Source organism: Siccirubricoccus phaeus (assembly GCF_008360935.1).
In the GTDB taxonomy this organism is placed as follows: domain Bacteria; phylum Pseudomonadota; class Alphaproteobacteria; order Acetobacterales; family Acetobacteraceae; genus Siccirubricoccus; species Siccirubricoccus phaeus.
The window spans coordinates 263984-287504 of sequence record NZ_SRXO01000006.1 but is presented as its reverse complement, the minus strand read 5'-3'; the positions used below and the strand labels follow the sequence as shown (position 1 = coordinate 287504).

Sequence of the window (23521 nt, the reverse complement as noted above, 5' to 3'; positions counted from 1 at the left end):
ATCCAGCAAGGATGGCCGCCATGCCGCAGCTTCCGCACCGCTCGCTCGGCGGGCTTGCCGTTTCCACCGTGGGGCTTGGCTGCATGTCCCTCTCCGGCGCCTATGGCGCCGCCGAGGACGCTGCCTCCGAGACGCTGATCCGCGATGCCGTCGCCCGCGGCGTGACGCATTTCGACAGCTCCGACATGTATGGCTGGGGCCATAATGAGGGCGTGCTGGGCCGCGCCCTGAAGGGGCTGCGCGACCAGGTGGTGCTCGCCACCAAATTCGGCCAGACGCAGAATCCCGGCGGCCCCAACGGGGTGAATGGCCGCCCGGACTACGTCAAATCCGCCTGCGAGGCCTCCCTCCAGCGCCTCGGCGTCGAGGCGATCGACCTCTACTACCAGCACCGCGTCGATCCCGCGGTGCCGATCGAGGAGACGGTCGGCGCCATGGCCGACCTCGTGCAAGCCGGCAAGGTGCGCTTCCTCGGCCTGTCCGAGGCAAGGCCGGAGACCATCCGCCGCGCCCATGCGGTGCACCCCATCGCGGCGGTGCAGACGGAATATTCCCTGCTCTACCGGGCGGAGGCGGAGGAGACGCGGGCGACCACCCGCGCCCTCGGCATCGGCTTCGTCGCCTATGCCCCGCTCGGCCGCGGCTTCCTCACCGGCGCCATCCGCGCTTTCGCCGATGTGGATGGCCGCCGCGCCGCGCATCCCCGCTTCCAGGAAGCCAATTTCGCCGCCAACCGTGCCCTGGTGGAGAAGGTGGAGGCGATGGCCGCAGCCAAGGGCTGCACCCCCTCGCAGCTTGCCCTCGCCTGGGTGCTGGCCCAGGGCGAGGACGTCGTCGCCATCCCCGGCACCCGCTATCTGCCGCGGCTGGAGGAAAATCTCGGCGCCCTGAAGGTGGCGCTGACGCCGGATGAGGTGGCCGCCCTCGCCGCCGCCGTGCCGGTGGGCGCCGCCGCGGGCATGCGCTATCCGAAGGGGGCGATGGACGCGGTCTATCTCTGATCCGGCACGCGGAAGGGAGGCGTTGCGTCGCAAGCCGTGCCTCTCCCGCGGCACGCCTGACCCGGCCAGCTATCCCCCGCCTTCGGCCGCCGCCAGCCCCAGCTCTTGCGGGGCAGGACCGGGGCAAGGAAGTTTGCCCCATGCCTCCGCTTCTCATCGGCTCGGAGATCTACCGCCATTCCTCCTACGGGCCGAAGCATCCGCTGTCCATTCCGCGCGTCTCCACCACGCTGGACCTGATTGCGGCGCTCGGCTGGCTGCCGGAAGGCGGCTGGATCGAGGCGCCGCGCGCGACGCCGGAGCAGCTCACCCGCTTCCACACGCCGGAGTATGTCGCCGCGCTGCAGCGCGCCGAGGCGACGCAGGCAGTGACCCCCGAGGAGCGCGCCCGCCACCATCTCGGCGCCCACGGCAACCCGATCTATCGGGAGGTCTTCTCCCGCCCCGCCACCTCCGCCGGCGGCACCATGCTGGCGGCGCGGCTGACGGCGCAAGTCGGCCAGGCGCATGCCCCGGGCGGCGGGCTGCATCACGGCCTGCGCGACCGCGCCAGCGGCTTCTGCTTCGTGAACGATGCGGTGCTCGGCCTGCTGGAATGGCTGGCGGCGGGGCTCACCAACATCCTCTACGTCGATATCGACGCGCATCACGGCGATGGCGTGGAACTCGCCTTCGCCGAGGATCCGCGGGTCTTCACCCTCTCGGTGCATGAGGCGGGGCGCTGGCCGAATACCGGGCGGGTGGAGGACCGCGCCGGCGGCCATGCCCGCAACCTGCCCGTGCCGCCCGGCTGCAATGACAGCGAGATGCTGTGGCTGCTGCACCGGGCGATCCTGCCTCTGGCGGAGCGGCTGCGGCCCCAGGCCATCATGCTGCAATGCGGTGCGGATGCGCTGGAGGAGGATCCGCTTTCCCGCCTCTCGCTGTCCAACAACGCGCATTGGCAGGTGGTGGCGGCGCTGAAGGAGATGGCGCCGCGCTTCATCCTGCTGGGCGGCGGCGGGTACAACCCGTGGTCGGTCGCGCGGTGCTGGGCGGGGGCCTGGGGCACGCTGAATGGCTACGAGGTGCCGGACCGCCTGCCGCAAGCGGCGGAAGAAGTGCTGCGCGGGCTGAGCTTCCACCGCGCCGCGGGGCGCAACCCGCCGGAGCATTGGTTCACGACCCTGCGGGATGCGCCGCGGCCGGGAGTGGTGCGGGCGGCGGTGCAGAGGGTGGCGGCGGCGGTGGTGGATTGAGGGAGGGCTTTGCCCTTCCCAACACCTTGCCGGGCACATGCCCCAGGCGCACTCTGCCCCTTCCGAGAAAGGAACATCCGATGCTGCAGGCCGCGATCGTGGGCATGGGCCGTTGGGGTCGCGTGCTGGTGGAGAGCGTGCAGGGCAGGAACGATGCGGGGCTCCGCTTCGTCGCCGGCGCCACCCGCACCCCGGAGAAGGCCGCGGCCTGGGCCGCCCGGCAGGGCATCCGCCTGCTGCCCGGCTATGCCGCCGTGCTGGCCGACCCGGCGGTGCAGGCCGTGGTGCTGGCGACGCCCCATTCCCAGCATGCCGGCCAGATCGCCGCCGCGGCCGCCGCCGGCAAGCATGTCTTCGTCGAGAAGCCCTTCACCCTTTCCAAAGCCAGCGCCGAAGCCGCCGTCGCCGCCTGCGCCGAGGCCGGCGTGGTCCTCGCCCTCGGCCATAACCGCCGCTTTCTCCCCGCCACCGCGGAGATGCAGCGCCTGCTGGCGGAAGGCGCCCTCGGCACGGTGATGCATGCCGAGGGCCATATCAGCGGCCCCGGCGCCTTCGAATGGCAGGAGGGCATGTGGCGCGCGGACCGGGAGGAAAGCCCGCTCGGCGGCATGGGCGCCATGGGCATCCATATGATCGACATGCTGATCCACCTGATGGGCCCCTTCGCCTCGGTCTCCGTGCAGAGCTTCGCCCGCGTCTCCACCCATGTGGACGACACCACGGCGATGCTGGGGCGCTTCGCCTCCGGCGCCACCTGCGCCTTCGCCACCCTCTCCCTCTCCCCACGCTACTGGCGCGTGGCGCTGTTCGGCACGGCGGGCATCCTGGAGATGCAGGGGCAGGAAAGGCTGGTCTTCACCCCGCTGAAGGGCCAGGGCTGGACCAGGGATTTCCCGAAGACCGACATCGAGGCGGCGGAGCTCGCCGCCTTCGCCGCCGCCGCGGTGGGCGGCCCCGCCTACCCCCTGCCGCTCGATCAGGCGGTGCATGGCATCGCAGTGTTCGATGCCATGAAAGGCTCGGCTGCCTCCGGCAGTATCTATGCTGTGGCATAAAATGCGATGGTATTGGTGATGAATATCACAGACAAACGCGGCACGACAGAGTAACATCCCGCCAATTCAGGGAGCCAATGCCATGCCGCCGTCGCCACCCCCATGGCTGGTCCGTGGTCAGCGGCCGGTGCTGATGGCGATCGGCGACAGCTTCCTGAACGGCATGCGGTCCCTGACCATCGACGGCACCCTGGCGGGGCTCTCCATCCCGGCGGAGGTCGGCCGCTGCCTGGTGCCGCCGCCGGGCTTCGCGCCCTTCGTCCCGGCCGCCTATCCGCGCGCCCTGCTGATCGACGCCGAGGCGGTGCTGCGCACCCATGTCCACAGCGCGGTCTCCAGCCTCGGGCTGATCGAGCTCGGGGCGGCGCTGCCGACCATCAGGGCCGAGGTGGTGGCGAATGCCCGGGCCTGGCTGGCGGACCGGCAGGCGAGGGCCGGGCCGGCGGAGCCGCGCTGCTTCGACAACCTCGCCATCGCCGGAGCGCGGCTGCCGGATGTGTTCGGCACCACCTACGGCCAGCTCGGTGCGCGCTGGGACGGCGTGCGGGCGCAGATCGCGGCCGGGGACGACCCCTTCGCCTGGGGCGGCACCCTGGCCGATGACGACCCCTATGGCGATGACCGCGCCTATGCCGACCAGCCGGGCCCGAGCCCGGCCGAGGCGCTGACCGACCGGAGCTGGGGCGTGGCGGATTGCCACATCACCCTGAACGCGCTGCACCTGCTGAACCCGGATTCGGCGCCGGGGCTGGATGGGTTCCGGGTGATCGACATCGTCCATGCAAGGCGGCCGCATGTGCTGCTGGTGGATGTCGGGCCCAATCACGGCCTGCCGGACATCTGCATGGGCGGGGCGGGACCGCGCGGCGCGGCAAGGCTTCGCCGCTTCGCCCGGCTCTGGCCGCGCTGCGCCGAGGAGCTGGCGGCGACGCCGGAGCTCGGCCTCGCCGTGGTGCTGCTGCCGCCTTTGCCCAGCCAGGTGCCGGCGCTGATGCCGCTGCGGCGGGAGGATGGCAGCGACCCGCCGGTGCCGCCGCCAGGCCCGGATGGCAGGCGCTACCACCCGCACTACGTCTCGGCCCTGTCGCTCGGCCTCGGCGACCCGGCCATCTACACGGCAACGGAGGTGCAGGAGTTCGACGCCGCGGCGATGGCGGCGCGGGAGGCGCTGCGCGGCGAGACCCAAAGGGCCTTCGACGCGGCGGGCAAGCGGGTGGTCTTCATCGACCTGGCGGCGCTGATCGGCGCGCATGACGTGAAGAACGGCATGGGCGAGGCCTTCGTGCCGGACCAGGTGACCGGCATCGCCTATGACAACCGCAGCATCGCCGATCTCGGCCTGCCGCACATCTTCCACAAGCTGCGCGGCGGCATCTGCTCGCTGGACAATTTCCACCCGACGACGCTGGGGTACCGCTATGTCGCCCGGGCGGTGGTGGAGGCGATCCGGCAGGTGGAGCCGGCGCTGGTCGGCCGGTCGCCGCGGGTTTCGATCGCCGGCGACGCGCTGCTGACCGACCCGCCCTGGCCGGCGCTCTCCATGCTGCAGAGCTTCTGGCCCCTTCCGCCGGAGCTGCCCGGCGGGCTGGTGGCCGCGGCCGCCGGCCTGCCGGCGGAGCGGGAGGGACGGCGAGCCTTTGGCGGCCTGCTGCGCCTGGGCGGCATGCGCTGAGCCCGGGGGTGGGCGCGGCTGGCCGGAACGGGCCGGGCGGCACATCGGAACAGGGCGGAGCGCAGCAGGTCCGGACGGAGCGGCGTGGCTGGCCGGGATGGAGCGAAGCGCGGCAGGCCCGGACGGGCCAGGGGCACATCGGGACAGGGCGAAGCGCAGCAGGTCCGGACGGAGCGGCGTGGCTGGCCGGGATGGAGCGAAGCGCGGCAGGTCCGGACGGCCCACCGGCACATCGGGACAGGGCAAAGCGCAGCAGGTCCGGACGGGCCGGGCGGCACATCGGGGCAGGGCGAAGCGCAGCAGGCCCGGACGAGGCGAGGCGCGGCGCCTTGACGGTCAGGTGCGCGGCAAGCCGGTATCGGGCGGGCCGCGACGGGGCCGGCCGGGCGAAGCCTGTTCCCAGCCCGGGCAGGGGCGGGTTAGAAGCACCTCGTCCGCAACGGAGGAGTTCCGCGCATGGCCAAGATCACTCGCCAGGGCAGCAACGCCATTCTCTCGACCTCGGTCGAGTATCATAATTTCGTCTTCCTGGCCGGCATCACCGCCGATGACCTGTCCAAGGACATCACCGGCCAGACCCAGGAAGTGGTCGCGAAGATCGACGCCGCGCTGGAAGCCAATGGGACGGACAAGACCCATCTGCTGAACGCCCAGATCTGGCTGAAGGACATCCGCGACCGCGAGGCGATGAACAAGGTGTGGGTGGAATGGCTGGGCGATGCCGGCCGGCCGGCCCGCGCCTGCGTGCAGGCCAATATGGCCGACCCCCGCCACCTGGTGGAGATCATGGTCAACGCCTGCCGCTGAGCGGCGCCCCGGGGCGGCCGGCAGGCGGCCCCGGCGACCCTGCCTGGGCGGGGCCGGCCCGGCTGGCCCCCCTCTCCGCTTCTGGCCGGCTGCCCGGCGCTGCCACGCAAGCTGACCGCCTGTCGCCTCCCCTGCGCCGCACCAACGCCTGCTGGGTATCGCCTGCCGGGTGTCGCCTGCTGGGCGTTGCGGTAAGGAACGATTTACCGGAATCGGTTAAAATTCCGTTGCGTTTCAAGGGGTAGCCCCGATTCGTAGCTGTGGCCGTTCCGCCGCCACACTGTGGCCCGCATGATTTTTGGGACGGACCCTAGGATTACAGTCTGTTTCAAGCCACAGCGCCCAGGGCCAATCCAACAAATCACGCTTTGCGGAGCTTTGTTGCGGCCGTAGCGGGTTGCCCGCCTCAGCCACGCCTTGTTACGCCGGATTTCAGGCGGCGCGTCACGGCGTCGCGAGGGGCGGCAACAACGGATGGGACCGGCATGCGTGTGAAGAGCTCCACCCTGGTGTTCTGCGTCCTGCTCGGCGCGGCGGCCACCACGCCCGGCGCCGAAGCGGCCTCCCAGCGGAGTTCTTCCCCCGGCGCCCGAACGGCCACCCCGGTGGCCCTCCGCACCGCCACCCATCCGGCGGCGCATCGCGCCACCCTCACCCGGGTAGCCCATGCCAGCCCCGCCCAGCGGCGCTCCTCGGGCAGCGGGGGCGGCATTTCCTGCGTGCCCTATGCCCGCTCGGTCACCGGCATGGCAATTACCGGCAATGGCGGCCAGTGGTGGTACAACGCCGCCGGCCTCTACGCCCGCGACCAGCGGCCGGAGCCAGGCTCGGTGATGGCCTTCCGCAGCTCCGGCGGCATGTCCCGCGGCCATGTCGCGGTGGTGCGCCACGTGGTCGGCCCACGGGAAGTGCTGATCGACCATGCGAATTGGGCCGGGCCTGGCATCCGCCGCGGCACCGTCATGCAGAATGTCGCCGTGGTCGATGTCTCGCCGCGCAATGACTGGACCGCGGTGAAGGTCCAGGTGGGGCATGATTCCAACACCTTCGGCCGCACCTACCCGGTCTTCGGCTTCATCCACAACCGACCGGACGCCGATGGCGGCACCGCCTTCGCCGGGCTGCCGATGCACCGGAACATCCGCTTCGAGCAGGTGGCGGAAGCCCCGGCACCCCTGCCGGTGGTGCTGCGCAGCGACGCGCCGAGCGGCCCGGGCGCCCGCCGACGCTGAGCAAGGACCGGGACGGCCGTCGGCGTAGCCCGTCCACCGGCCCCCTGCGTCTGTTTCAGGCCCCTCGGGCTGAAGCTGCCGGCTGACGGCGGGACCACGGATCAGGCGGCATAGACCGCCCGCTCGAATTCCCCCAGCACCGCCAGCACCCGCGGATCGGCAAAAGGCAGGCTCTGGGTCACGATCACGCCGGCGCGGTCGCGCTTCACGTCGATCCAGTAATAGCAATTGGACAGCCCGGCCCAGAAGACGCTGCCGGCGCTGCGGCCATCCGGCCCGGCCTCGTCATTCACCAGGAAGGAGAGGCCCCAGCCGCAGCGCATGCCGGGGAAGAGCGGCACATCATAGGTGGCATCCGGCACTGCCGAGACCATCTGCTGCACCGCCAGCTTCCCGATGTGGTCGCGCATCGCCTCCGCCACCGTCTCCGGCCGCAGCACCCGCGCCCCGTCCAGCGTGCCGCCGTTCAGCCACATGCGGCAGAAGCGCAGATAATCCCGCGCCGTACCGTAGAGCCCGCCGCCGCCCATATGGAATTCCGGCTCCTGCGGGATTTCGAAGGGGATCGGCGTCAGGCCGCCATCCGCGCCGCGGGCATGCATGGCGGTCAGCTTCGCCCGCTGCTCGGGGCCAAGGCGGAACACCGTATCCGTCATGCCGAGCGGGCCGGTGACGCCCTCCCGGATCAGCACATCGAGGGTCTTGCCGGTGACCGCCTCCGCCGCCTGCCCGGCCCAGTCGATGCCGATGCTGTAACTCCAGGCGGTGCCGGGGTCTGCCACCAGCGGCACTGCCAGCGCCCGCTTCTGGCAGGTGCCGGTGGAGGGGATGCCTTCCTTCGCCATATGGGCGGCCAGGTCGGCATGCCACATATTATAGGCGAAGCCGCTGGTATGGGTGAGGAGCTGGCGCAGAGTGATAACGCCCTTCGCCGGCCGCAGCGTCCCGCCCTCCAGCACCATGGGGTTGGCCAGCGCCGGCAGCACCTCGGCGATCGGCGCATCCAGGGAAAGCCGCCCCGCCTCCACAAGCTGCAGCACCGCCGTGGTGGTGATCGCCTTGGTCATGGAGGCGATCCAGCCCACCGTATCCGGCGTCATCGGCAAGCCATTGCCGCGCGAGCCCGCCGCGCCCTCATAGAGGGTGCCGGCCGCATTCCCCGCCGCGGCGGCGATGCCGACCACGTCGCCCCGCTCCACCGCTGCCTGCAGCAGCGAATCCATCCCTTGCATCGTCCCCTACCCTTCCTGGCCGCGCTTATGGGCGATCAGCGCCATCAGCCGCCGGTCGCGCCAGGCGCTGCGTGCCTCGATCTGCTCCAGCGGCAGGGCGGCGCGGCGCTCGGCCGTCACCTTCCCCACCGTCGGGGCGTCGTAATCATAGGGGGTCTGTTCCTCGGTGATCCCGCCCATCAGCGGGCCGAAACGGTCGGCGTAATCGGCGACGCCGCCCGGGGCGTTCAGGTCGATGGTCTCGAAGGGCCCCATGAAGGCCCAGCGCAGGCCCAGCCCGTCCTTCACGCAGGCATCCACGTCCTCGGGCGACATCACCCCGTCGCGGACCATGCGGAAGGCCTCCGCCACCAGCGCCGCCTGCAGCCGGTTGAGGACGAAGCCGCGGGTCTCCTTGAAGGCCACCACCGGCACCTGGCCCACGCGCTGCATCAGGGCGCGGGTGCGGGCGACCACCGCAGGGTCGGTCCAGGGTGCCCCCACCAGCTCCACCAGCGGCACCAGATAGGGCGGGTTCACCGGGTGGGCGACCAGGCAGCGGCCGCGGCCCGCCAGGTTGCCGGTGAACTCGCTGGCCGGGATGCCGGAGGTGGAGCTGGCCAGCACCACCTCCTGCGGGCAGAGCCGGTCCAGCTCGGCGAACAACTCCTGCTTGGGCGGCAGCCGCTCCGGCCCGTTCTCCTGCACATGCACCGCGCCGGCGACGCACTCCGCCAGGGTGGCGACGGGGGTGATGCGGGCGGCGATCGCCTCCGGCGTTTCCTGCACCAGCCCGGCGGCGCGCAGATCGGCGAGGCTGTTGGCGATGAGGCCCATGGCCCTCCCCGCCACCCCATCCACCTTGTCCCACAGCCGGACCTCCAGCCCCGCCCGGGCGAAGACCATGGACCAGGCCCGGCCGATCAGCCCGGCCCCCACCACCGCGATGCGCTCCATCCCCGCCCCCTTTCCGCTCTTTCACGATTCCTTGCGCGCCCCGCGCTTGATCCGGCCGCGGCGCGTCGCGATCTAACGGCGCGTGAGCGAGACCCGCAACCTGCCCGAGACGGCCCCCCCTCCCCCGCTGCATACCCCGCTGGTCTGGGCCTGGGGCAGCGCGCTGCTGTTCGCGACGCTCTGGCTCACCGGCATCATCGCCATGGTGCGGGCCGTCATCGGCCTGTTCGACTGATGCCGCAGCGCGTGCTCGGCGCCTGGATCGGGCTGCGTGGCCGCTGGCGCGGCTATGGGCTGCCGCTCTACGCCTCGCCGCTGCTGCTGGCCGGGCTGCTCGGCGCCCTGGGCGGGGAGGAGAAGATCGTCCTCGGCAGCGCCCTGGGCTTCGGCCTGACGCTGCTGGCGGCGCGGGTGCTGCGGCGGGGGCGGGAGGGCGACATCCGCCGCGCCTCCATCCTGGTGGCAGTGGCGACCGGCCTGGCGGCGCATTACGCGGCGGGGCTGGGGACCATCTACCCCTTCATTCTCGCCTTCGGCGCGCTTTACGGCACGCGGCTGGCCTATCGGGCCCTGCCGGAAACGCCGGCGCCGGAACCGCCCCCGCCCCCGGAACCGCCCGGCCCGCTGGCGGAAAGCCAGGCCCGGCTGGGCCGCATCCAGGCCGAGGCGGCGCGGCTGAACCATGCCGGGCTGCGCGAGACCGCCGCCGCCATGGCCGAGGTGCTGGAGGATCTGGACGCGCACCCGGATCGCCTGCCCCAGGCCCGCCGCTTTCTCGCCGTGCATCTGGACGGGTTGGAGCGCATTGCCACCAGGCTGGCCGCCGGCGCCGACGCCCCTGCCTCCCTGGCGCCGCTGCTGGCCGAGCTGACCCGGGCCGCGGGGGAATTGCGCGGGAATTTGCGGCGCCATGAGACCGAGAACCTGGAAATTCAGGTGAAGGTCCTGTCCGACCGGTTGCGCGAGGAAGGCTTCCGATGAGCACCACCCAGGAGACCCTCACCCAGGAGACTCTGGCCAGCGCCGAGGCCGCACGCGACGCCACCGCCGCCAGCCTGGCCGCCGCGGCGGAGTCCGTCCCGGAGCGGCGGCGGGCGGAGGTGGAGGCGCTGGCCGCCAGGCTCGACATCCGCGAGCCGGGCAACATCCTGCGCTTCGGCCAGGAGGCGCAGAACCGCGCGACGGCCGCCGCCGACGCCATGCTGGAAGGCGCGCGGAACCGGGAGGCGGGCGAGGCCGGCGTCACCCTCTCGACGCTGATCGGCACGCTGCGCGGCTTCGACATGTCCGGCCTCGCCGAGAAGCCGGGCTTCTTCGCCCGCATCTTCGGCCGCACCGGCGCCGAGGTGGCGAAGGTGGTGCAGCGCTACGAGACCATCAAGGGCCAGGTGGAGGGGGTGGCCGATAGGCTGGACACTCACCGCACCAGGCTGCTGGAGGATGTGGAGAAGCTGGAGCGGCTCTACGGCGCCACGCTCGACTGGTTCCACGCGCTGGGCGACCACATCGCCGCCGGCGATCTGGTGCTGAAGCGGGTGGAGGCGGAGGCGATCCCGGCGCTGGCCAAGGAGGTGGAGGGCGGCGACAGCGTCGCGGCCCAGCGGCTGCGCGATCTGCGCGCGGCGCGGGACGAGCTGGAGCGGCGGGTGCATGATCTGCGCCTGACGCGGCAGGTGGCGATGCAGGCCCTGCCCTCCATCCGGCTGATCCAGGAGAACGACAAGGCCCTGGCGGCGAAGATCCAGAGCGTCATCGCCAACACCGTGCCGCTGTGGCGGCAGCAGCTTGCCCAGGCCCTGGCGATCTCCCGCATGCGGGAGGCGGGGCGGACGCTGAAGGAAGCGACCGACCTGACCAACGAGCTGCTGACGGCGAATGCCGAGCGGCTGCGGCAGGGGAATATGGAGGCGCGGACCCAGTTGGAGCGCGGCGTCTTCGATATCGAGGCGGTGAAGCAGGCCAACGCCGCGCTGGTGGCGACGATCGAGGACAGCCTGAAGATCGCGCAGGAGGCACAGGCGAAGCGGGCGCAGGCGACGAAGGAGCTGGAGACGGCCGAGGCCGACATTCGGCGGGCGCTGACTTCGGCGAGGGCGGGGCGGTAGGGTTGAGGAGGGCTCTGCCCTCCTCAAACTCCACCCGCAAAGGGCCGAAGGGCCCTTTGAACCCTTGAGTTTTGCGGTTGGACCGTCGGGTCTGAAACTCATGGTTTCCAAAGGCCCTTCGGCCTTTGGCGGGGCATCAGCGCGGCGTCCGGTGCGGCGCCAGCCACCCCATGCTCGCCTCCGGCTCCGCATCCGTGCTCGGCAGATAGGGCTTGATGTCCAGCAGCGGCGTGCCGGTGATGCAATCCAGGTTCTGCACAAGCAGCACGCCCGGCGCGGCGAAGCCGAGGAAGCGCACCACGGAAAGCGCCACCGGATTCGGCCGGAAGGGCGCGCGGGTGGCGAAGACGCCGCGTTGCTCGCCATCGAAGGGCGGGGTGAACCGCAGCTTCGGCGGCGGCGCCTGGTGCATCCAGTAGAGCAGGATCAGGTGGCTGAACCCCTCCAGCCCCAGCAGCCCGTCCTGATACTCCGGCAGGACCACGGCGCGGCATTCCGGTAAGAGGTCCGGCTGGCGGCCGTTGCGTGGGCAGTCCCCGGGCTTTGCCCAGGGGGTTTCCAGATGGCCGATCGCCGCCAGCTTCATGGCGGCGGCAGAACCGCGCGGCTGCCGAACAGGCTGTCGATCTCCGCCTCGCTGTAGCCTGCCTTCGCCAGCACCGCGCGCGCATCCTCGGAGAGGCGCGGCGCCAGTTTCAGCTCGTCCGGCCCGGCGGCGGAGAAGGTGACGGGGCGGCCGAGGCCGGTCATCGCGCCCTCTGTCGGGTGCTGCTCCTCGCGCAGCAGCCCCACCTCCCAGAGATGCGGGTCCTCCAGCAGCCCCTCGATAGTGTTGAAGGGCATGGCGGGGATTTCCCGCTTGCGGAATTCCGCCGCCCATTCCGCCGTGGGCCGCGTCCGCAGCGCCTCCGCCCGCAGGGTGAAATAGGCGTCCACGTTGCGGAAGCGGGCGACCACGCTGTTGAAGCGCGGATCCTCTTTCAGCTCCGGCCGGCCGATCGCCTCGAAGAAGGCGAAGGCCTGGGCATCGGTATTGGCGGAGACGGCGATATAGCCATCCTGGGTCGGGATCGGCCTGGCGTCCGGGTTCATCACCCGCGGATCGCCGGTCGGGCCGTCCTTGTCGAAGGTGCGGCGGAACATGTGCTCGGTGAGAACGAAATGCGCCATGCTTTCATACATGGGCACCTCGATCTCCTGTCCCTGCCCGCTGCGCTCGCGGGCGAAGAGGGCGGCGGTGATGGCCTGGGACGCGATGATGCCGGTGATGTGGTCGCAGAGCACGAAGGGCGCGAAGCGCGGCGCCCCCAGCACCCGCCCCAGGGCGGCGGCGAAGCCGGACATGCCCTGGATGATGGTGTCGTAGGCCGGGCTGTCATGGTAGCGGCCGCGCTTGCCGAAGCCGGCGATGACGCAGAAGACCAGGCGCGGGTTGCGCGGCCGCAGCGCCTCCCAGGTGATGCCGAGGCGGGCCAGCGCGGCGCCGCGCATGTTGGTCACCAGCACGTCGGCCTGCTCGGCGAGGCGGAGCAGGACGGCCTTCCCTGCCTCGGTCTTCAGGTCCACGGCGATGCTCTGCTTGCCGCGGTTGAAGTGGATGAATTTCGGCGACATGTCGGGCGAGGGCGCGGGCCCGCCCAATTTGCGCAGCAGATCGCCTTCCGGCGCTTCCAGCTTGATCACCTCGGCGCCCTGCTCAGCCAGCGTCAGCGTGCAGGAGGGGCCGACGACGACGGCGGTGAGGTCCAGGACCTTGATGCCGGAGAGCGGGCCGGTGGGCGCCGCACCCCCACCCCGGCCCTCCCCCGCAGAGCGGGGGAGGGAGTCGGTCCCCTCCCCCGCTGGCGGGGGAGGGTTAGGGTGGGGGTGGTTCATGCCGCCGCTCATGCCGCGCACTCCGCCAGCGTCTCGAAGGCCAGCCTTCCGCCCTCATCCAGCGCCCAGAGCCGCAGCTTGCCCGGCGCTTCCGCATGCGCCGCCAAGGTCACCTCCCGCCCGACGAAGAGCGGCCTTCCCGCGCGCGTCGTCACCTTCGCCACGGGCCCGGGCAGCAGGCGCTTCGCCAGCTCCGTCAGCTTCGTCGTGGTGATGCCGCCATTCACCACCAGCGCGGGGTAGCCCTCCACCTGGCGGGCGTAATCCGCGTCGTAATGGATGCGGTGGCCGTTATTCGTCGCGGCGGAGTAGCGGAAGAGCAGCGTGGTGTCGGGCGTGAAGCTCTCCCGCACCGCCGCCGCCGGCAGGTCCGGCGGCGGCGACTCGGCGGGCTTGGCGCCGGGGGTGGCGGCTTCGCGGTAGACGAGGTCCTGCTCCTCCACCACGCATTCCCGCCCCTCGCTTTCGATGCCGTGGCGGATGGTGACGAAGATCATCCTGCCGCTCCGCCCCTCCTTCGGGGTGATGGCGGCGATGCGGGAGACGCGCCGTACCTCGGCGCCGATCGCGATGGGCGCGTTGAACCAGGTGCGACGGCCGGCGAACATGCGGCGCGGCAGCTTCACCGGCGGCAGGAACTCGCCCTTTGCCGCGTGGCCATCGGGGCCGAGGCCGCTCTGCCGCGCCAGCGGGCCGAACAGCACCACATGCCAGCCCTCCGGCATCGGCGCGCCGCGCCTCAGCGCCATCGGCTCCTGATCCAGCAAGGCGGCGAGGCGGCGGAGCAAGGTCAGGCTAGCCTCATCCTCCACCACCTCGCTGCGGCCGATCCAATCCTGCAATGCGTCCATCGGCGTCCCACCCCCTCGCGCCGCATCATCGGGCGGGGCGGGAGGACGTCAACGGGGCTGCACGCGCGGGTCGCCGCCGGGGGTGCCGGGGGGCGGAATGACCGGGGTGGTGTTGGGCTGCGGCGTCGGGGCCGGGGCATGGATGCCGGGGTCCACCGCCGGCGGCGGGCGCACCGCGCCTTCCGTCGGGGGCGGCGGCGGGGTGATGGGCGGGCCGGAGGGCTGCTCCGGCGGCGCCGGGGCCGGCGCGGGCGGGCGCGGCTGGGGCGATTGCGCCAGGGCAGGCGCCGCCAGCAGGGCAAGAGCCAGGACACCGAGGCGGTTCATCCGCCAGCAACGCGGCAGGGGGCCGCAGGTTCTGGGGGCTCCGCCCCCAACCCCGCCAGGGGCTCCGCCCGTCGGACGCAGCGCGTCCAACCCCCGCCGGGGCCAAGGCTTGGCCTCGGATCCCGCCCTGAGTCTGCTGGTTCAACCCGACGTCAGGCCAAGAGATCAGCCCGCGCTTCCGCCAAATGCGCCGCCAGATGTGGGGCGAAGGATCGGGCGGTCTCGACATGCCAAAGCGCCTCGCCGCGGCGCCAGAGCAGGATCTCCACCTTGCCGAACAGGGTGCGGGTGCAGGCGCCCGCAGGGAAATGCGTCAGATCCAGCGGGCAGCCCTCCGCCAGCAACAGCGGTGCATCGGGACCGGCGAGGCTGACGCCGGCGCGGCCGGCGGAAACCTCCGTCACCCAGGCGCCGCCGGGCCAGGCCGGCGGCGCTTCCGCCATGACCCACCATTCATCGGGGCCCAACGCCAGCACATGCACCGCACCAGCGGCGGCGGCCTGCAGCAGCGGCGGCACCTTCAGGCCCAGCGCCCCCAGCGGCGCGGGATCGCCGCGCAGCACGTAACGGCGCAGCGGCGGCAGGGGCACGATCTCAACCATGCAACCGCTTGCCCTCCGGATCCCAGAAGACGGGCGGGACGACCAGCAGGGGCTGGCGCGGGCAGTCCAGCCGCGTCGCCTGCACCGTCTCGCCGTGCCGGGCCCGGCCGCCGGCCAGCAGCCCCAGCGCGATCGGCTTGCCGAGCGCCGCGCTGGCATAGGCGGAGGTGACATGCCCCTCCGCGACCCTTGCCCCTGACGTGGCGAGGAGCTGCGCCCCTTCCTCGGGCAGGCGCCCATCCAGCGGCGCCAGCCCGACGAGCTGCCGCCGATCCGGCCGCTGCATCTCCGCCCGCGCCAGGCTGCGCTTGCCGATAAAATCCCGCTTGCCCTTCCCGATCGCCCAGCCCAGGCCAAGATCGAGCGGCGTGACGGTGCCATCCGTCTCCTGCCCGACGATCACGTATCCCTTCTCGGCCCGCAGCACATGCATGGCGTCGGTGCCGTAGGGGGTGGCGCCGGCGTCGATCAGCGCCTCCCACAGCGCCGGCAGCCGGTCGGACGGGACGTTGATCTCGTAGCCGGGTTCGCCGGTGAAGCTGACGCGGAAGAGGCGGGCGGGGATGCCGGCAACTTCGGCCTCCGTCACCGCCATATGCGGCAGGGCGGCGAGGTCGCAGCCGCGTACCAGCGGCGCCAACATCTCCCGCGCCGCCGGGCCTTGCAGCGCGGCGACGCCCCAATGCTCGGTGGTGGAGGTGAGCCAGGCGCGCAGCTCGGGGAACTCGGTCTGGGCGTAGTCTTCCAGCAGGTGCAGCACGTGGGCGGCGCCGCCGGTGGTGGTGGTCAGGTGGAAGCGGTCTTCGGCGAGGCGGGCGAGGACGCCGTCATCGAAGAGGAACCCGTCCTCCCGCAGCAGCAGGGCGTAGCGGCAGCGGCCGGGGCGCAGCGAATGCACGGCGTTGACGTAGCAGCGTTCGAGGAGCTCGGCGGCATCCGGCCCGGTGATCTCGATCTTGCCGAGGGTGGAGGCGTCGAGCAGTCCGGCCTGCTGCCGGACCGCCAGGCATTCGCGCGCCACGGCCTCGCGCAACGCCTCCCCGGCCTGCGGATAGGCGCGGGCGCGCTGCCACTGCCCCACCGGCTCGAATACCGCGCCGCGTGCCTCGGCCCATTCATGGCTGGGCGGGGTGCGGATGGGGTCGAAGAGCGGGCCGCGATGGCGGCCGGCCAGGGTGCCGAAGGAGACGGGCGTATAGGGCGGGCGGAAGGTGGTGTGGCCGGTTTCCGGCACCGTGCGGCCGCTGGCCGCGGCGGCGGTGGCAAGGCCCAGCATGCCGCCCACCTTGCCCTGATCGGTCGCCATGCCGGTGGTGGTGTAGCGCTTCACATGCTCGATGGCGCGGAAGCCTTCCTGCACGGCGAGGGCGATGTCGCGCGTCGTGACGTCGTTCTGCGGATCGACGAAGGCATGACGAGCGGTCAGCGCGCCGGCGGCGATGGCGGCGACGGGATGGCCGGGGCCGCGGCCGGTGGCGCAGGCGCCGGTGCAGGTCAGCGCCTCGGCGACCTCGCCGGGCAGGAAGGCATCGGCGGCTGCGTCCCAGCGCAGCTTGCCACGTGCCTGAGAGAACAGGGCGAGGTTCGGCGTCCAGCCGCCGGCCATCAGCACCAGGTCGCAGGAGATGGGCGTGGCGCGGGCAGCGTCTGGGCTGCCATCCGGACGCAGCGGCGCCGCCAGCACGCCGGAGACGCGCACGCCGCCGCGCGTGGCGGCGATGCCGTGCGCGGCGCGCACCTCGATGCCGCGGGCACGGGCGGTGTCAGCCAGGGGCGGTGCGGCGCGCAGATCGAGGATGGCGGCGATGCGGGCGCCGGCCTCCTGCAAGGCGAAGGCTGCCTCATAGCCGCTGTCATGCGCGGCGAGCAGCACCGCCTGCCGCCCCGGCAGCACGGCCCAGCGCGCGGCATAGGCGCGGGCGGCGTCGGCCAGCATCACCCCCGGCCGGTCGTTGTCGCGGAAGGGCAAGGGGCGTTCCAGCGCACCGGTCGCCAGCACCACCCGCACGGCGCGGACCTGCCAGAGACGCTCGCGGAGGCCGTCCGGGCGGTCCAGGATTTCCGCGAGAGAGACGAAATTCTGCAGCCCGTAATGGAAGGCAGTGGTGCGCGGCAGCAGGGTGACACGCGGATTGGCGCGGAGTGCGGCGAGGCCCGGCACCTCCCCGGCAGAGAGGAGGCGGCGGCCGCCGAGCTCCGGCTGCTCGTCGCAGAGGATGACGCGGTCGCCGGCCTCGGCGGCGGCCAGCGCGGCGGCGATGCCGGCACGGCCGGCGCCGATGACCAGCGTCTCGCAATGGGCGTAGCGATGCGCGTAGCGGTCCGGATCCGGCGCCTCCGGCGCGCGGCCGAGGCCGGCCATGCGGCGGATCAGCGGTTCCCAGCGGCGGTGCCAGGCCTCGCGCCCGGGACCGAGGAAGGTCTTGTAGTAGAAGCCCGCGGGCAGCAGCGGCCCGAAGAGGCTGGCCGCCGCCGCAAGGTCCAGGCGCAGCGACGGAAAGCGGTTCTGGCTGCGGGCGGTGAGCCCCTCCACCAGCGGCACCATGGTAGCGCGGGTGTTGGGTTCGCGCCGCCCGGGGCCGCAGTCGAGCTCCACCAGCGCATTGGGTTCCTCGGCACCGGCGGAGAGCAGACCGCGTGGGCGGTGGTACTTGAAGCTGCGGCCGAGCAGGTGGACGCCATTGGCGAGGAGGGCGGAGGCGAGCGTATCACCCGCGACGCCCGAATAGGCACGGCCGTCGAAGGTGAAGCGCAGGGGCTTGCCGCGGTCGATGCGCCCGCCGCTCGGCAGCCTCATGGCGTTTCGCCGGGCTTGGTGGTGGCGGAGATGCGGTCCGTCAGCGTGTGGCGGCGCGCGTTGAAGAAGCGACCGCAGCCATGGGCGTGGCGCCAGCGTTCGGCGTGCTCGCCGCGCGGGTTGCTGCGTTCATAGAGATAGGCGGCCCACGCCGCGTCGGAGACGGCGGCAGGATCGGCAGGGCGGGCGATATGGGCTTCGCCGGCATGGCGGAATTCGATCTCCGGCCGAGGGCCGCACCAGGGGCAGGTGATCAGGAGCATCGGATAGCCCGTACCCTGCAGGACGCCGTAGCGTCCGGGCGCGCGATGCGCGCTCGGCGCCGCGTCGAAGGCGCTTCGAAAGCGCCTTCGGCCAGCGAGAGAGGATGCCGCATCCTCAATGCATCACCGCCGCCGCCGCCGCCTCGTCAATGACGCGGCCGGTCACGAAGCGGTCCAGGCTGAAGGGCGCCGCGATGGGGTGCGGCTCGCCGCGGGCAATAGTGGCAGCGAAGACATGGCCGCTGCCCGGCGTCGCCTTGAAGCCGCCCGTGCCCCAGCCGCAATTCACGTAAAGCCCCGGCACCGGCGTCCTCCCGATGATCGGCGAGCGGTCCGGCGTGACGTCCACGATGCCGCCCCAGGCGCGCAGCATGCGCATGCGCCGGAAGATCGGGAAGATCTCGCAGATCGCCTCCAGCGTATGCTCCAGGATCTGCACGTTTCCCGCCTGGGAGTAGGAGGTGTACTGGTCGGTGCCGGCGCCGATCACCAGCTCCCCCTTGTCCGACTGGCTGATATAGGCGTGGATGGTGTTGGACATGGCAACGCAGGGGAAGACCGGCTTCACCGGCTCGCTCACCAGCGCCTGCAAGGGGAAGCTTTCCAGCGGCATGCGCAGCCCGGCCATCACCATCACCAGGCTGGTGGAACCGGCCGCCACCACCCCCAGCTTGCCGCAGCCCACATGGCCCTTGCTCGTCTCCACCCCCGTCACCGCGCCGCTCCGCGGATCGCGCGCAATGCCGGTGACCTCGCAATTCTCGATGATGTCGACGCCCAGCGCGCTGGCGGCGCGGGCATAGCCCCAGGCTACCGCATCATGCCGCGCAATGCCGCCGCGTCGCTGCAGGGCGCCGCCCAGCACCGGGTAGCGGATGTGGGCGCCGATATCCAAGGGCGGGCAGAATTCCTTGCACTCCGCCGGCGTCAGCCACTCATTGTCCACGCCGGCCAGCCGGTTGGCATGGACATGGCGCTTGAAGCTCTGCACGTCATGCTCGCTATGCGCCAGCATCAGCACGCCGCGCGGGCTGAACATGACGTTGTAATTCAGCTCCGCCGAGAGCCCTTCCCAGAGCTGCACGGCATGATCGTACAGCGCGGCGCTTTCGGGGAAGAGGTAGTTGCTGCGGATGATGGTGGTGTTGCGCCCGGTATTGCCGCCGCCGATCCAGCCCTTCTCCAGCACTGCGATGCGGCCTGGCTTGTGCTCCTTCGCCAGGTAATAGGCCGTGGCGAGGCCGTGCCCGCCGCCGCCCAGGATCACCACGTCATAAGCCGGTTGCGGCCGCTCCGGGCTGCGCCAGTGCGGGTGCCAGCCGGCATGGCCGCGCAGCGCCTCGCGCGCCAGGGTGAGGAAGGAGAAGCGTTGGGCCATCGGCCATCGCTATAGCCCGGGTGAGCCTGGCGGGGAATCGGCCCACCGCGATTCGGCGGCTTGTCACCGAAGGCCCGCATGCGATGCTGCGCTGCATCAGCCTGGGGCCGAGGGGTCGCGGGCGGCACTCCCACCCTCCCAGGCCTGCCGGCCTGGGCCACTCCCTCCCCCGCAAGGCGGGGGAGGGTTGGGGTGGGGGTGCTGCTCGCACGCCGCTCGGCCCCTCACCGCCGCGGATGCCCGATGCCGAGCCTGACACCCACCAACTCCCCCATCGTCGCCGCCTATGTGGCGAAGACCCCGCGCTCCGCTGCGCTGCACGCCCGGGCCAGCGGGCACCTGCCCAGCGGCATCGCGCATGACAGCCGCCACACCGACCCCTACCCCATCTACACCGACCGCGCCCTCGGCCCCCGCAAATGGGACATGGACGGCCATGAGCTGGTGGATTTCTACGGCGGCCATGGCGCCCATCTGCTCGGCCATTGCGACCCGGCAGTGACGGCGGCGGCCCAGGCCCAGCTCGCCCGCGGCACCCAATTCGGCTCCTGCCACGCGCTGGAGGTGGAGTGGGCCGGCCTCATCACCCAGATGGTCCCCTGCGCGGAGCGGGTGCGCTTCACCTCCTCCGGCACCGAGGCGACGCATATGGCACTGCGCCTGGCCCGCGCCTTCACCGGGCGGCGGAAGATCATCCGCTTCCAGAAGCATTTCCACGGCTGGCACGACCACATGGCCTTCGGCGTGGACGGGCATTTCGACGGCAGCCCCTCCCCCGGCGTGCTGCCGGAGCTGGCCGCCGAGGTGGTGCTGCTGCCGCCCAACGACATCGCGGCCGTGCGGCGCGCCTTCGCGGAGGATGACGACATCGCCGCCGCCATCCTGGAGCCGACCGGCGCCTCCACCGGCATGATCCCGACCGGGGCCGAATTCCTGCGCGCTCTGCGGGAAGAATGCACCGCCCACGGTGCCGTGCTGATCTTCGACGAGGTGGTGACCGGCTTCCGCATCGCCCCCGGCGGTGCCCAGCAGGCGCTGGGCGTGACGCCCGACCTTTGCACCCTGGCGAAAATCGTCGCGGGCGGGCTGCCGGGCGGCGCGGTGGCGGGGCGGAAGGGCATTCTCGACTGGATCGATTTCGAAGTGTCGGCGGCCAAGGGGCGGGAGAAGATCAAGCACCAGGGCACCTACAACGCCAACCCGGTCTCCGCCGCCGCGGCGATCGAGACGCTGCGCCGCATCCGCGACACCGATGCCTGCGCCCGTGCCACCGCCGCCGCCCAGGCCATGCGCCGCGCCTTCAATCAGGTGCTGGCGGAGGAAGGCATCCCCTGGGCGGTCTATGGCGATCATTCCGTCATCCATTTCTTCACCAACCCGGCCGGACTCGACCTCGACCCGCTGGCCTGGGACGCCAATGCGCAGCCAACCGCCCGTTTCGGCGCCGACCCGCGCAAGCAGATGCTGGCCAAGCTCTATCTGGCGCTGGTGGTGAACGGCATCGATCCGAAAGGCCCACGCGGCGCCATCCTCTCCGCCACCCATGGCCCGGCGGAGATCGAGGCCGCCGCCGAGGCCTGGCGCCGCAGCCTGCGGATGCTGAAGGAAGAGGGCGAATTGCGGCATTGAATTGACAAGCGCCCGCCGGCGGCAGGACGCTTCGCGTCAACCACCAAGGCGCGGAGGAACGCCATGCGCAACAGCCGAATCACGGTGCGGAAAGTCTCGGGCGCGGTCGGGGCAGAGATCGACGGGGTGGACCTCGCCGAGGCCGCGGATGGCGAAATCGCCGACATCCGCGCCGCGCTCAACGCCCATGGGGTGCTCTTCTTCCACAACCAGCGCCTGAACGCCGAGCAGCAGAAGGCGCTGGCGCGGCGCTTCGGGGAGATCTTCATCCACCCGAACTACCGCGGCATGACCGCAGACCCGGAAGTGGTGACCATCCGGCGGGAGCCGGGCGATACCGCGATCGTCGGCGAGGAATGGCATGCCGACACCACCATGTGCGAGGCGCCGCCCATGGGCGCCATCCTCTATGGCATCGAGGTGCCGGAATGGGGCGGCGACACCCTCTTCGCCAGCCAGGCCGCGGCTTATGAGGCGCTCTCGCCCGGCATGAAGCGGATGCTGGAAGGGCTGCGGGCGGTGCATTCGGACCGCCGCGTGGCCGGCCCCCAGGCCGGGATGAATGCCCGCCGCTCCACCAAGGTGCGGGAGGATGCGGAGTGGCGGGAGACCATCAGCCTGCATCCCGTGGTGCGGACGCATCCGGAGACGGGGCGGAAGATGCTCTTCGTCAACCACAGCTACACGGTGGGGTTCGAAGGCATGTCGGAGGCAGAGAGCCGGCCGCTGCTGCACTACCTGATGGAGCATGGCCACCGGCCGGAATTCACCTGCCGCTTCCAGTGGCGCACCGGCTCCGTGGCGTTCTGGGACAACCGCGCGGTGAAGCATATCGCGCTGAACGATACCGGGCCGCAAAGGCGGGTGATGCGAAGGGTGCAGATTGCGGGGGATGTGCCGGCTTAGGCAGGGCCCCGCGAAGATCGGGGGCAGAGCCCCTGGTGGGGTTGGGGGCGAAGCCCCCATCCTCAATTCGAGAACCACATCCTTCGCAGCTCCCCGCCCGAGCCGACCGGCGAGAAGCTGTAGCCCTGCACCCGCCGCGTCAGCCCGCGCAGGTTCACCGTGTTGTAGACCCAGATATCCGGGCTCTCGGCGATGACGATACGCGAGGCCTCCTGGTACATCGCCTCCCGCTGCGTCTGGTCCAGCGTGGTGCGGGCGCGGGTCAGCAGCTCGTTCACCCGTGGGTTCTCGTACCAGGCGCTGGCCTTCCAGGTGCCGTGGAAGCGGCTGTCATACATCTGGCCGATCCAGTTCTCCGGGTCGATGAAATAGGCGGAGATCCAGTGGATCCACATATCCGGCGTGGTCTCCGGCCTGGTCGCGCTGGTCACCACGTTGGGCATGGTGTCCGGCACGATGCGCACATTGATGCCCAGCCGACGGAGATCCGCTTGGAACATCTGCGCCGCCTGCACCGTCTGGTCGAGATTGGCGAGGCTGTGCAGCTCGATCTCCCGGCCCAGCGGCGCCCCGGCGGCGCGCGCCTTGTCGCAATGCGCCTTCGCCTTGGCCATGTCGTAGGGGATGGGGCGGAGGTCGGGCGGGTTGCCCCAGAGGTTGTTCGGCAGCGGCCCGCCGATGCGCGTCACCATCCCCTTCAGGATGATCTGGTTGAAGCCGTCGTAGTTGAAGGCATGGGCGAAGCAGAGCCGTGCATCCAGATTGTCGAAGGGCGGCTTCCGGTTGTTCATGCGGATCAGGAAGATGCGCATGCTCTGGTCGCGGGCGACGCGGGCCGTCTGGCTGCGCTCGATCCGCTCCACCTGATCGGTCGGCAGATAGCTATCGGTGGCGTCGATCTCGCCGCGCAGCAGGGCGAGGACGCGGGTGCTGGTCTCCATCACATTGCGCCAGCGGACGCTGTCCACCGGTCGGCGCTCGGTGCTCCAGCCCATGAAATGCTCGGGGAAGCGCTCCATGTCCAGCGCAGTGCGCGGCTGGTAGGTGGAGGGCTCGAAGCGATAGGCGCCGGAGCCGGCTTCGTTCGCCGCCAGCCAATCGGCGCCCCAGTCATTGTCCTTGATATGCGGCTGGATGACGCGCGGATTGACGATCGCCACCACCGGAATGGCGGCGAGGAAGGGCGCGTAGACGCTGTCCAGCACGAAGCGCACGGTGCGCGCATCAGGCGCCGTGACGTTCTCCGCCTTCAGCACGGGCGTGAAGGCGGCGGAGGGCGCCATGCGCATGGCCAGCAGGCGGCGGAAACTCCAGACCACATCCTCGGCGGTCAGCGGGCTGCCATCGTGGAAGCGGATGCCCGCGCGCAGCCGGAACTCCCAGGTCAGCCCATCCGGCGAGACGGTGTGGCTTTCCGCCAGCCAGGGGACCAGCTCGTTCCCCTGGTAGCGGTAGAGCCCGTCATAGAGGTTCAGCAGCACGAATTGGCTGGGCACGTCGAAGATGGCGTGCGGGTCCAGCGAATTGGTGAAGGTATCGCCCCAGACCAGCGGCCGCTGCGGCTGCGCGGCGGCAGGGCCGGCGAGCAGCGCGAGCAGGGCAAGCATCGGGGCAA

General features: G+C 71.4%; 22 protein-coding genes. 11 read left to right on the top strand and 11 right to left on the bottom strand.

Going from position 1 to position 23521, the window contains the following annotated elements:
• The first annotated feature begins 20 nt into the window (after window positions 1-20).
• From E5N76_RS11345 to E5N76_RS11320, 6 genes are all read left to right on the top strand, one after another.
• Window positions 21-1001, top strand: coding sequence for an aldo/keto reductase (locus tag E5N76_RS11345; protein ID WP_149537401.1), 981 nt, complete (start codon window positions 21-23; stop codon window positions 999-1001).
• Between the two features lie 140 nt (window positions 1002-1141).
• Window positions 1142-2239 (top strand): acetoin utilization protein AcuC, encoded by a 1098-nt coding sequence (locus tag E5N76_RS11340; protein WP_149537400.1) that lies wholly within the window; start codon window positions 1142-1144, stop codon window positions 2237-2239.
• A gap of 80 nt (window positions 2240-2319) precedes the next feature.
• Window positions 2320-3294 carry a Gfo/Idh/MocA family protein gene (locus E5N76_RS11335; RefSeq protein WP_149537399.1) on the top strand — a complete coding sequence of 325 codons (975 nt, stop codon included), beginning with the start codon at window positions 2320-2322 and terminating at the stop codon, window positions 3292-3294.
• 82 nt (window positions 3295-3376) lie between these two features.
• A complete protein-coding gene (locus E5N76_RS11330; RefSeq protein WP_149537398.1) occupies window positions 3377-4966 on the top strand; it encodes a hypothetical protein in 1590 nt (529 codons plus the stop codon).
• A gap of 456 nt (window positions 4967-5422) precedes the next feature.
• A complete protein-coding gene (locus E5N76_RS11325) occupies window positions 5423-5773 on the top strand; it encodes a RidA family protein (protein ID WP_149537397.1) in 351 nt (116 codons plus the stop codon).
• 485 nt (window positions 5774-6258) lie between these two features.
• Window positions 6259-7005 carry a CHAP domain-containing protein gene (locus tag E5N76_RS11320; protein WP_149537396.1) on the top strand — a complete coding sequence of 249 codons (747 nt, stop codon included), beginning with the start codon at window positions 6259-6261 and terminating at the stop codon, window positions 7003-7005.
• A 101-nt stretch (window positions 7006-7106) separates the two neighbouring features.
• Here E5N76_RS11320 and E5N76_RS11315 read toward each other — a convergent pair whose 3' ends face one another.
• Both E5N76_RS11315 and E5N76_RS11310 read right to left on the bottom strand, forming a co-directional pair.
• Window positions 7107-8237: a serine hydrolase domain-containing protein gene (locus E5N76_RS11315; protein ID WP_149537395.1), complete on the bottom strand. Its 1131-nt coding sequence runs from the start codon at window positions 8235-8237 to the stop codon at window positions 7107-7109.
• Window positions 8238-8243: 6 nt separating this feature from the next.
• A complete protein-coding gene (locus E5N76_RS11310) occupies window positions 8244-9173 on the bottom strand; it encodes a 3-hydroxyacyl-CoA dehydrogenase (RefSeq protein WP_149537394.1) in 930 nt (309 codons plus the stop codon).
• Between the two features lie 82 nt (window positions 9174-9255).
• Between E5N76_RS11310 and E5N76_RS29480 the strand changes: the two genes are divergently transcribed.
• Genes E5N76_RS29480 through E5N76_RS11300 form a run of 3 tightly spaced genes read left to right on the top strand, consistent with a single transcriptional unit; the run spans window position 9256 to window position 11278 of the window.
• The gene (locus E5N76_RS29480; protein WP_187830105.1) at window positions 9256-9408 is read left to right on the top strand and encodes a hypothetical protein; all 153 of its coding nucleotides are present in this window, start codon (window positions 9256-9258) and stop codon (window positions 9406-9408) included.
• Window positions 9408-10154, top strand: coding sequence for a hypothetical protein (locus E5N76_RS11305; RefSeq protein ID WP_149537393.1), 747 nt, complete (start codon window positions 9408-9410; stop codon window positions 10152-10154). The genes E5N76_RS29480 and E5N76_RS11305 overlap by 1 nt, the downstream gene beginning before the upstream one ends.
• Window positions 10151-11278, top strand: coding sequence for a toxic anion resistance protein (locus E5N76_RS11300; protein WP_149537392.1), 1128 nt, complete (start codon window positions 10151-10153; stop codon window positions 11276-11278). Before E5N76_RS11305 ends, E5N76_RS11300 begins: the two co-directional genes overlap by 4 nt.
• Window positions 11279-11414: 136 nt before the next feature.
• Here E5N76_RS11300 and tsaA read toward each other — a convergent pair whose 3' ends face one another.
• The 8 genes from tsaA to E5N76_RS11260 form a co-directional block, all read right to left on the bottom strand.
• The gene (gene tsaA, locus E5N76_RS11295; RefSeq protein ID WP_149537391.1) at window positions 11415-11864 is read right to left on the bottom strand and encodes a tRNA (N6-threonylcarbamoyladenosine(37)-N6)-methyltransferase TrmO; all 450 of its coding nucleotides are present in this window, start codon (window positions 11862-11864) and stop codon (window positions 11415-11417) included.
• On the bottom strand, window positions 11861-13165 hold the full coding sequence (locus E5N76_RS11290; protein WP_235907665.1) for a CaiB/BaiF CoA transferase family protein: 1305 nt from the start codon (window positions 13163-13165) through the stop codon (window positions 11861-11863). Before E5N76_RS11290 ends, tsaA begins: the two co-directional genes overlap by 4 nt.
• Window positions 13162-14004 carry an HTD2 family dehydratase gene (locus tag E5N76_RS11285; protein WP_149537390.1) on the bottom strand — a complete coding sequence of 281 codons (843 nt, stop codon included), beginning with the start codon at window positions 14002-14004 and terminating at the stop codon, window positions 13162-13164. Before E5N76_RS11285 ends, E5N76_RS11290 begins: the two co-directional genes overlap by 4 nt.
• A gap of 48 nt (window positions 14005-14052) precedes the next feature.
• Window positions 14053-14331 (bottom strand): hypothetical protein, encoded by a 279-nt coding sequence (locus tag E5N76_RS11280; protein WP_149537389.1) that lies wholly within the window; start codon window positions 14329-14331, stop codon window positions 14053-14055.
• Window positions 14332-14483: 152 nt separating this feature from the next.
• Window positions 14484-14933 carry a sarcosine oxidase subunit gamma gene (locus E5N76_RS11275; RefSeq protein ID WP_149537388.1) on the bottom strand — a complete coding sequence of 150 codons (450 nt, stop codon included), beginning with the start codon at window positions 14931-14933 and terminating at the stop codon, window positions 14484-14486.
• Window positions 14926-17730, bottom strand: a complete 2805-nt coding sequence (locus tag E5N76_RS11270; RefSeq protein WP_149537387.1) for a 2Fe-2S iron-sulfur cluster-binding protein — start codon at window positions 17728-17730, stop codon at window positions 14926-14928. Before E5N76_RS11270 ends, E5N76_RS11275 begins: the two co-directional genes overlap by 8 nt.
• Window positions 17727-17993 carry a sarcosine oxidase subunit delta gene (locus tag E5N76_RS11265; RefSeq protein WP_149537386.1) on the bottom strand — a complete coding sequence of 89 codons (267 nt, stop codon included), beginning with the start codon at window positions 17991-17993 and terminating at the stop codon, window positions 17727-17729. Before E5N76_RS11265 ends, E5N76_RS11270 begins: the two co-directional genes overlap by 4 nt.
• Before the next feature lie 115 nt (window positions 17994-18108).
• Window positions 18109-19371, bottom strand: coding sequence for a sarcosine oxidase subunit beta family protein (locus tag E5N76_RS11260; protein WP_149537385.1), 1263 nt, complete (start codon window positions 19369-19371; stop codon window positions 18109-18111).
• Between the two features lie 243 nt (window positions 19372-19614).
• On the opposite strand from E5N76_RS11260, the gene E5N76_RS11255 reads away from it, so the two are divergent.
• Complete coding sequence (locus E5N76_RS11255) at window positions 19615-21000, top strand: aspartate aminotransferase family protein (protein WP_149537384.1); 1386 nt, start codon at window positions 19615-19617, stop codon at window positions 20998-21000.
• Between the two features lie 63 nt (window positions 21001-21063).
• Window positions 21064-21906, top strand: coding sequence for a TauD/TfdA dioxygenase family protein (locus E5N76_RS11250; RefSeq protein WP_149537383.1), 843 nt, complete (start codon window positions 21064-21066; stop codon window positions 21904-21906).
• Window positions 21907-21968: 62 nt separating this feature from the next.
• On the opposite strand, the gene E5N76_RS11245 is transcribed toward E5N76_RS11250, so the two are convergent.
• The gene (locus E5N76_RS11245; protein ID WP_187830104.1) at window positions 21969-23513 is read right to left on the bottom strand and encodes an ABC transporter substrate-binding protein; all 1545 of its coding nucleotides are present in this window, start codon (window positions 23511-23513) and stop codon (window positions 21969-21971) included.
• Window positions 23514-23521 lie beyond the last annotated feature (8 nt).

Coding starts and splice junctions, on each gene's coding strand:
- E5N76_RS11345 (WP_149537401.1), top strand. CDS start 21: ATGCCGCAGCTTCCGCACCGCTCGCTCGGCGGGCTTGCCGTTTCCACC.
- E5N76_RS11340 (WP_149537400.1), top strand. CDS start 1,142: ATGCCTCCGCTTCTCATCGGCTCGGAGATCTACCGCCATTCCTCCTAC.
- E5N76_RS11335 (WP_149537399.1), top strand. CDS start 2,320: ATGCTGCAGGCCGCGATCGTGGGCATGGGCCGTTGGGGTCGCGTGCTG.
- E5N76_RS11330 (WP_149537398.1), top strand. CDS start 3,377: ATGCCGCCGTCGCCACCCCCATGGCTGGTCCGTGGTCAGCGGCCGGTG.
- E5N76_RS11325 (WP_149537397.1), top strand. CDS start 5,423: ATGGCCAAGATCACTCGCCAGGGCAGCAACGCCATTCTCTCGACCTCG.
- E5N76_RS11320 (WP_149537396.1), top strand. CDS start 6,259: ATGCGTGTGAAGAGCTCCACCCTGGTGTTCTGCGTCCTGCTCGGCGCG.
- E5N76_RS11315 (WP_149537395.1), bottom strand. CDS start 8,237: ATGCAAGGGATGGATTCGCTGCTGCAGGCAGCGGTGGAGCGGGGCGAC.
- E5N76_RS11310 (WP_149537394.1), bottom strand. CDS start 9,173: ATGGAGCGCATCGCGGTGGTGGGGGCCGGGCTGATCGGCCGGGCCTGG.
- E5N76_RS11305 (WP_149537393.1), top strand. CDS start 9,408: ATGCCGCAGCGCGTGCTCGGCGCCTGGATCGGGCTGCGTGGCCGCTGG.
- E5N76_RS11300 (WP_149537392.1), top strand. CDS start 10,151: ATGAGCACCACCCAGGAGACCCTCACCCAGGAGACTCTGGCCAGCGCC.
- tsaA (WP_149537391.1), bottom strand. CDS start 11,864: ATGAAGCTGGCGGCGATCGGCCATCTGGAAACCCCCTGGGCAAAGCCC.
- E5N76_RS11290 (WP_235907665.1), bottom strand. CDS start 13,165: ATGAGCGGCGGCATGAACCACCCCCACCCTAACCCTCCCCCGCCAGCG.
- E5N76_RS11285 (WP_149537390.1), bottom strand. CDS start 14,004: ATGGACGCATTGCAGGATTGGATCGGCCGCAGCGAGGTGGTGGAGGAT.
- E5N76_RS11280 (WP_149537389.1), bottom strand. CDS start 14,331: ATGAACCGCCTCGGTGTCCTGGCTCTTGCCCTGCTGGCGGCGCCTGCC.
- E5N76_RS11275 (WP_149537388.1), bottom strand. CDS start 14,933: ATGGTTGAGATCGTGCCCCTGCCGCCGCTGCGCCGTTACGTGCTGCGC.
- E5N76_RS11270 (WP_149537387.1), bottom strand. CDS start 17,730: ATGAGGCTGCCGAGCGGCGGGCGCATCGACCGCGGCAAGCCCCTGCGC.
- E5N76_RS11265 (WP_149537386.1), bottom strand. CDS start 17,993: ATGCTCCTGATCACCTGCCCCTGGTGCGGCCCTCGGCCGGAGATCGAA.
- E5N76_RS11260 (WP_149537385.1), bottom strand. CDS start 19,371: ATGGCCCAACGCTTCTCCTTCCTCACCCTGGCGCGCGAGGCGCTGCGC.
- E5N76_RS11255 (WP_149537384.1), top strand. CDS start 19,615: ATGCCGAGCCTGACACCCACCAACTCCCCCATCGTCGCCGCCTATGTG.
- E5N76_RS11250 (WP_149537383.1), top strand. CDS start 21,064: ATGCGCAACAGCCGAATCACGGTGCGGAAAGTCTCGGGCGCGGTCGGG.
- E5N76_RS11245 (WP_187830104.1), bottom strand. CDS start 23,513: ATGCTTGCCCTGCTCGCGCTGCTCGCCGGCCCTGCCGCCGCGCAGCCG.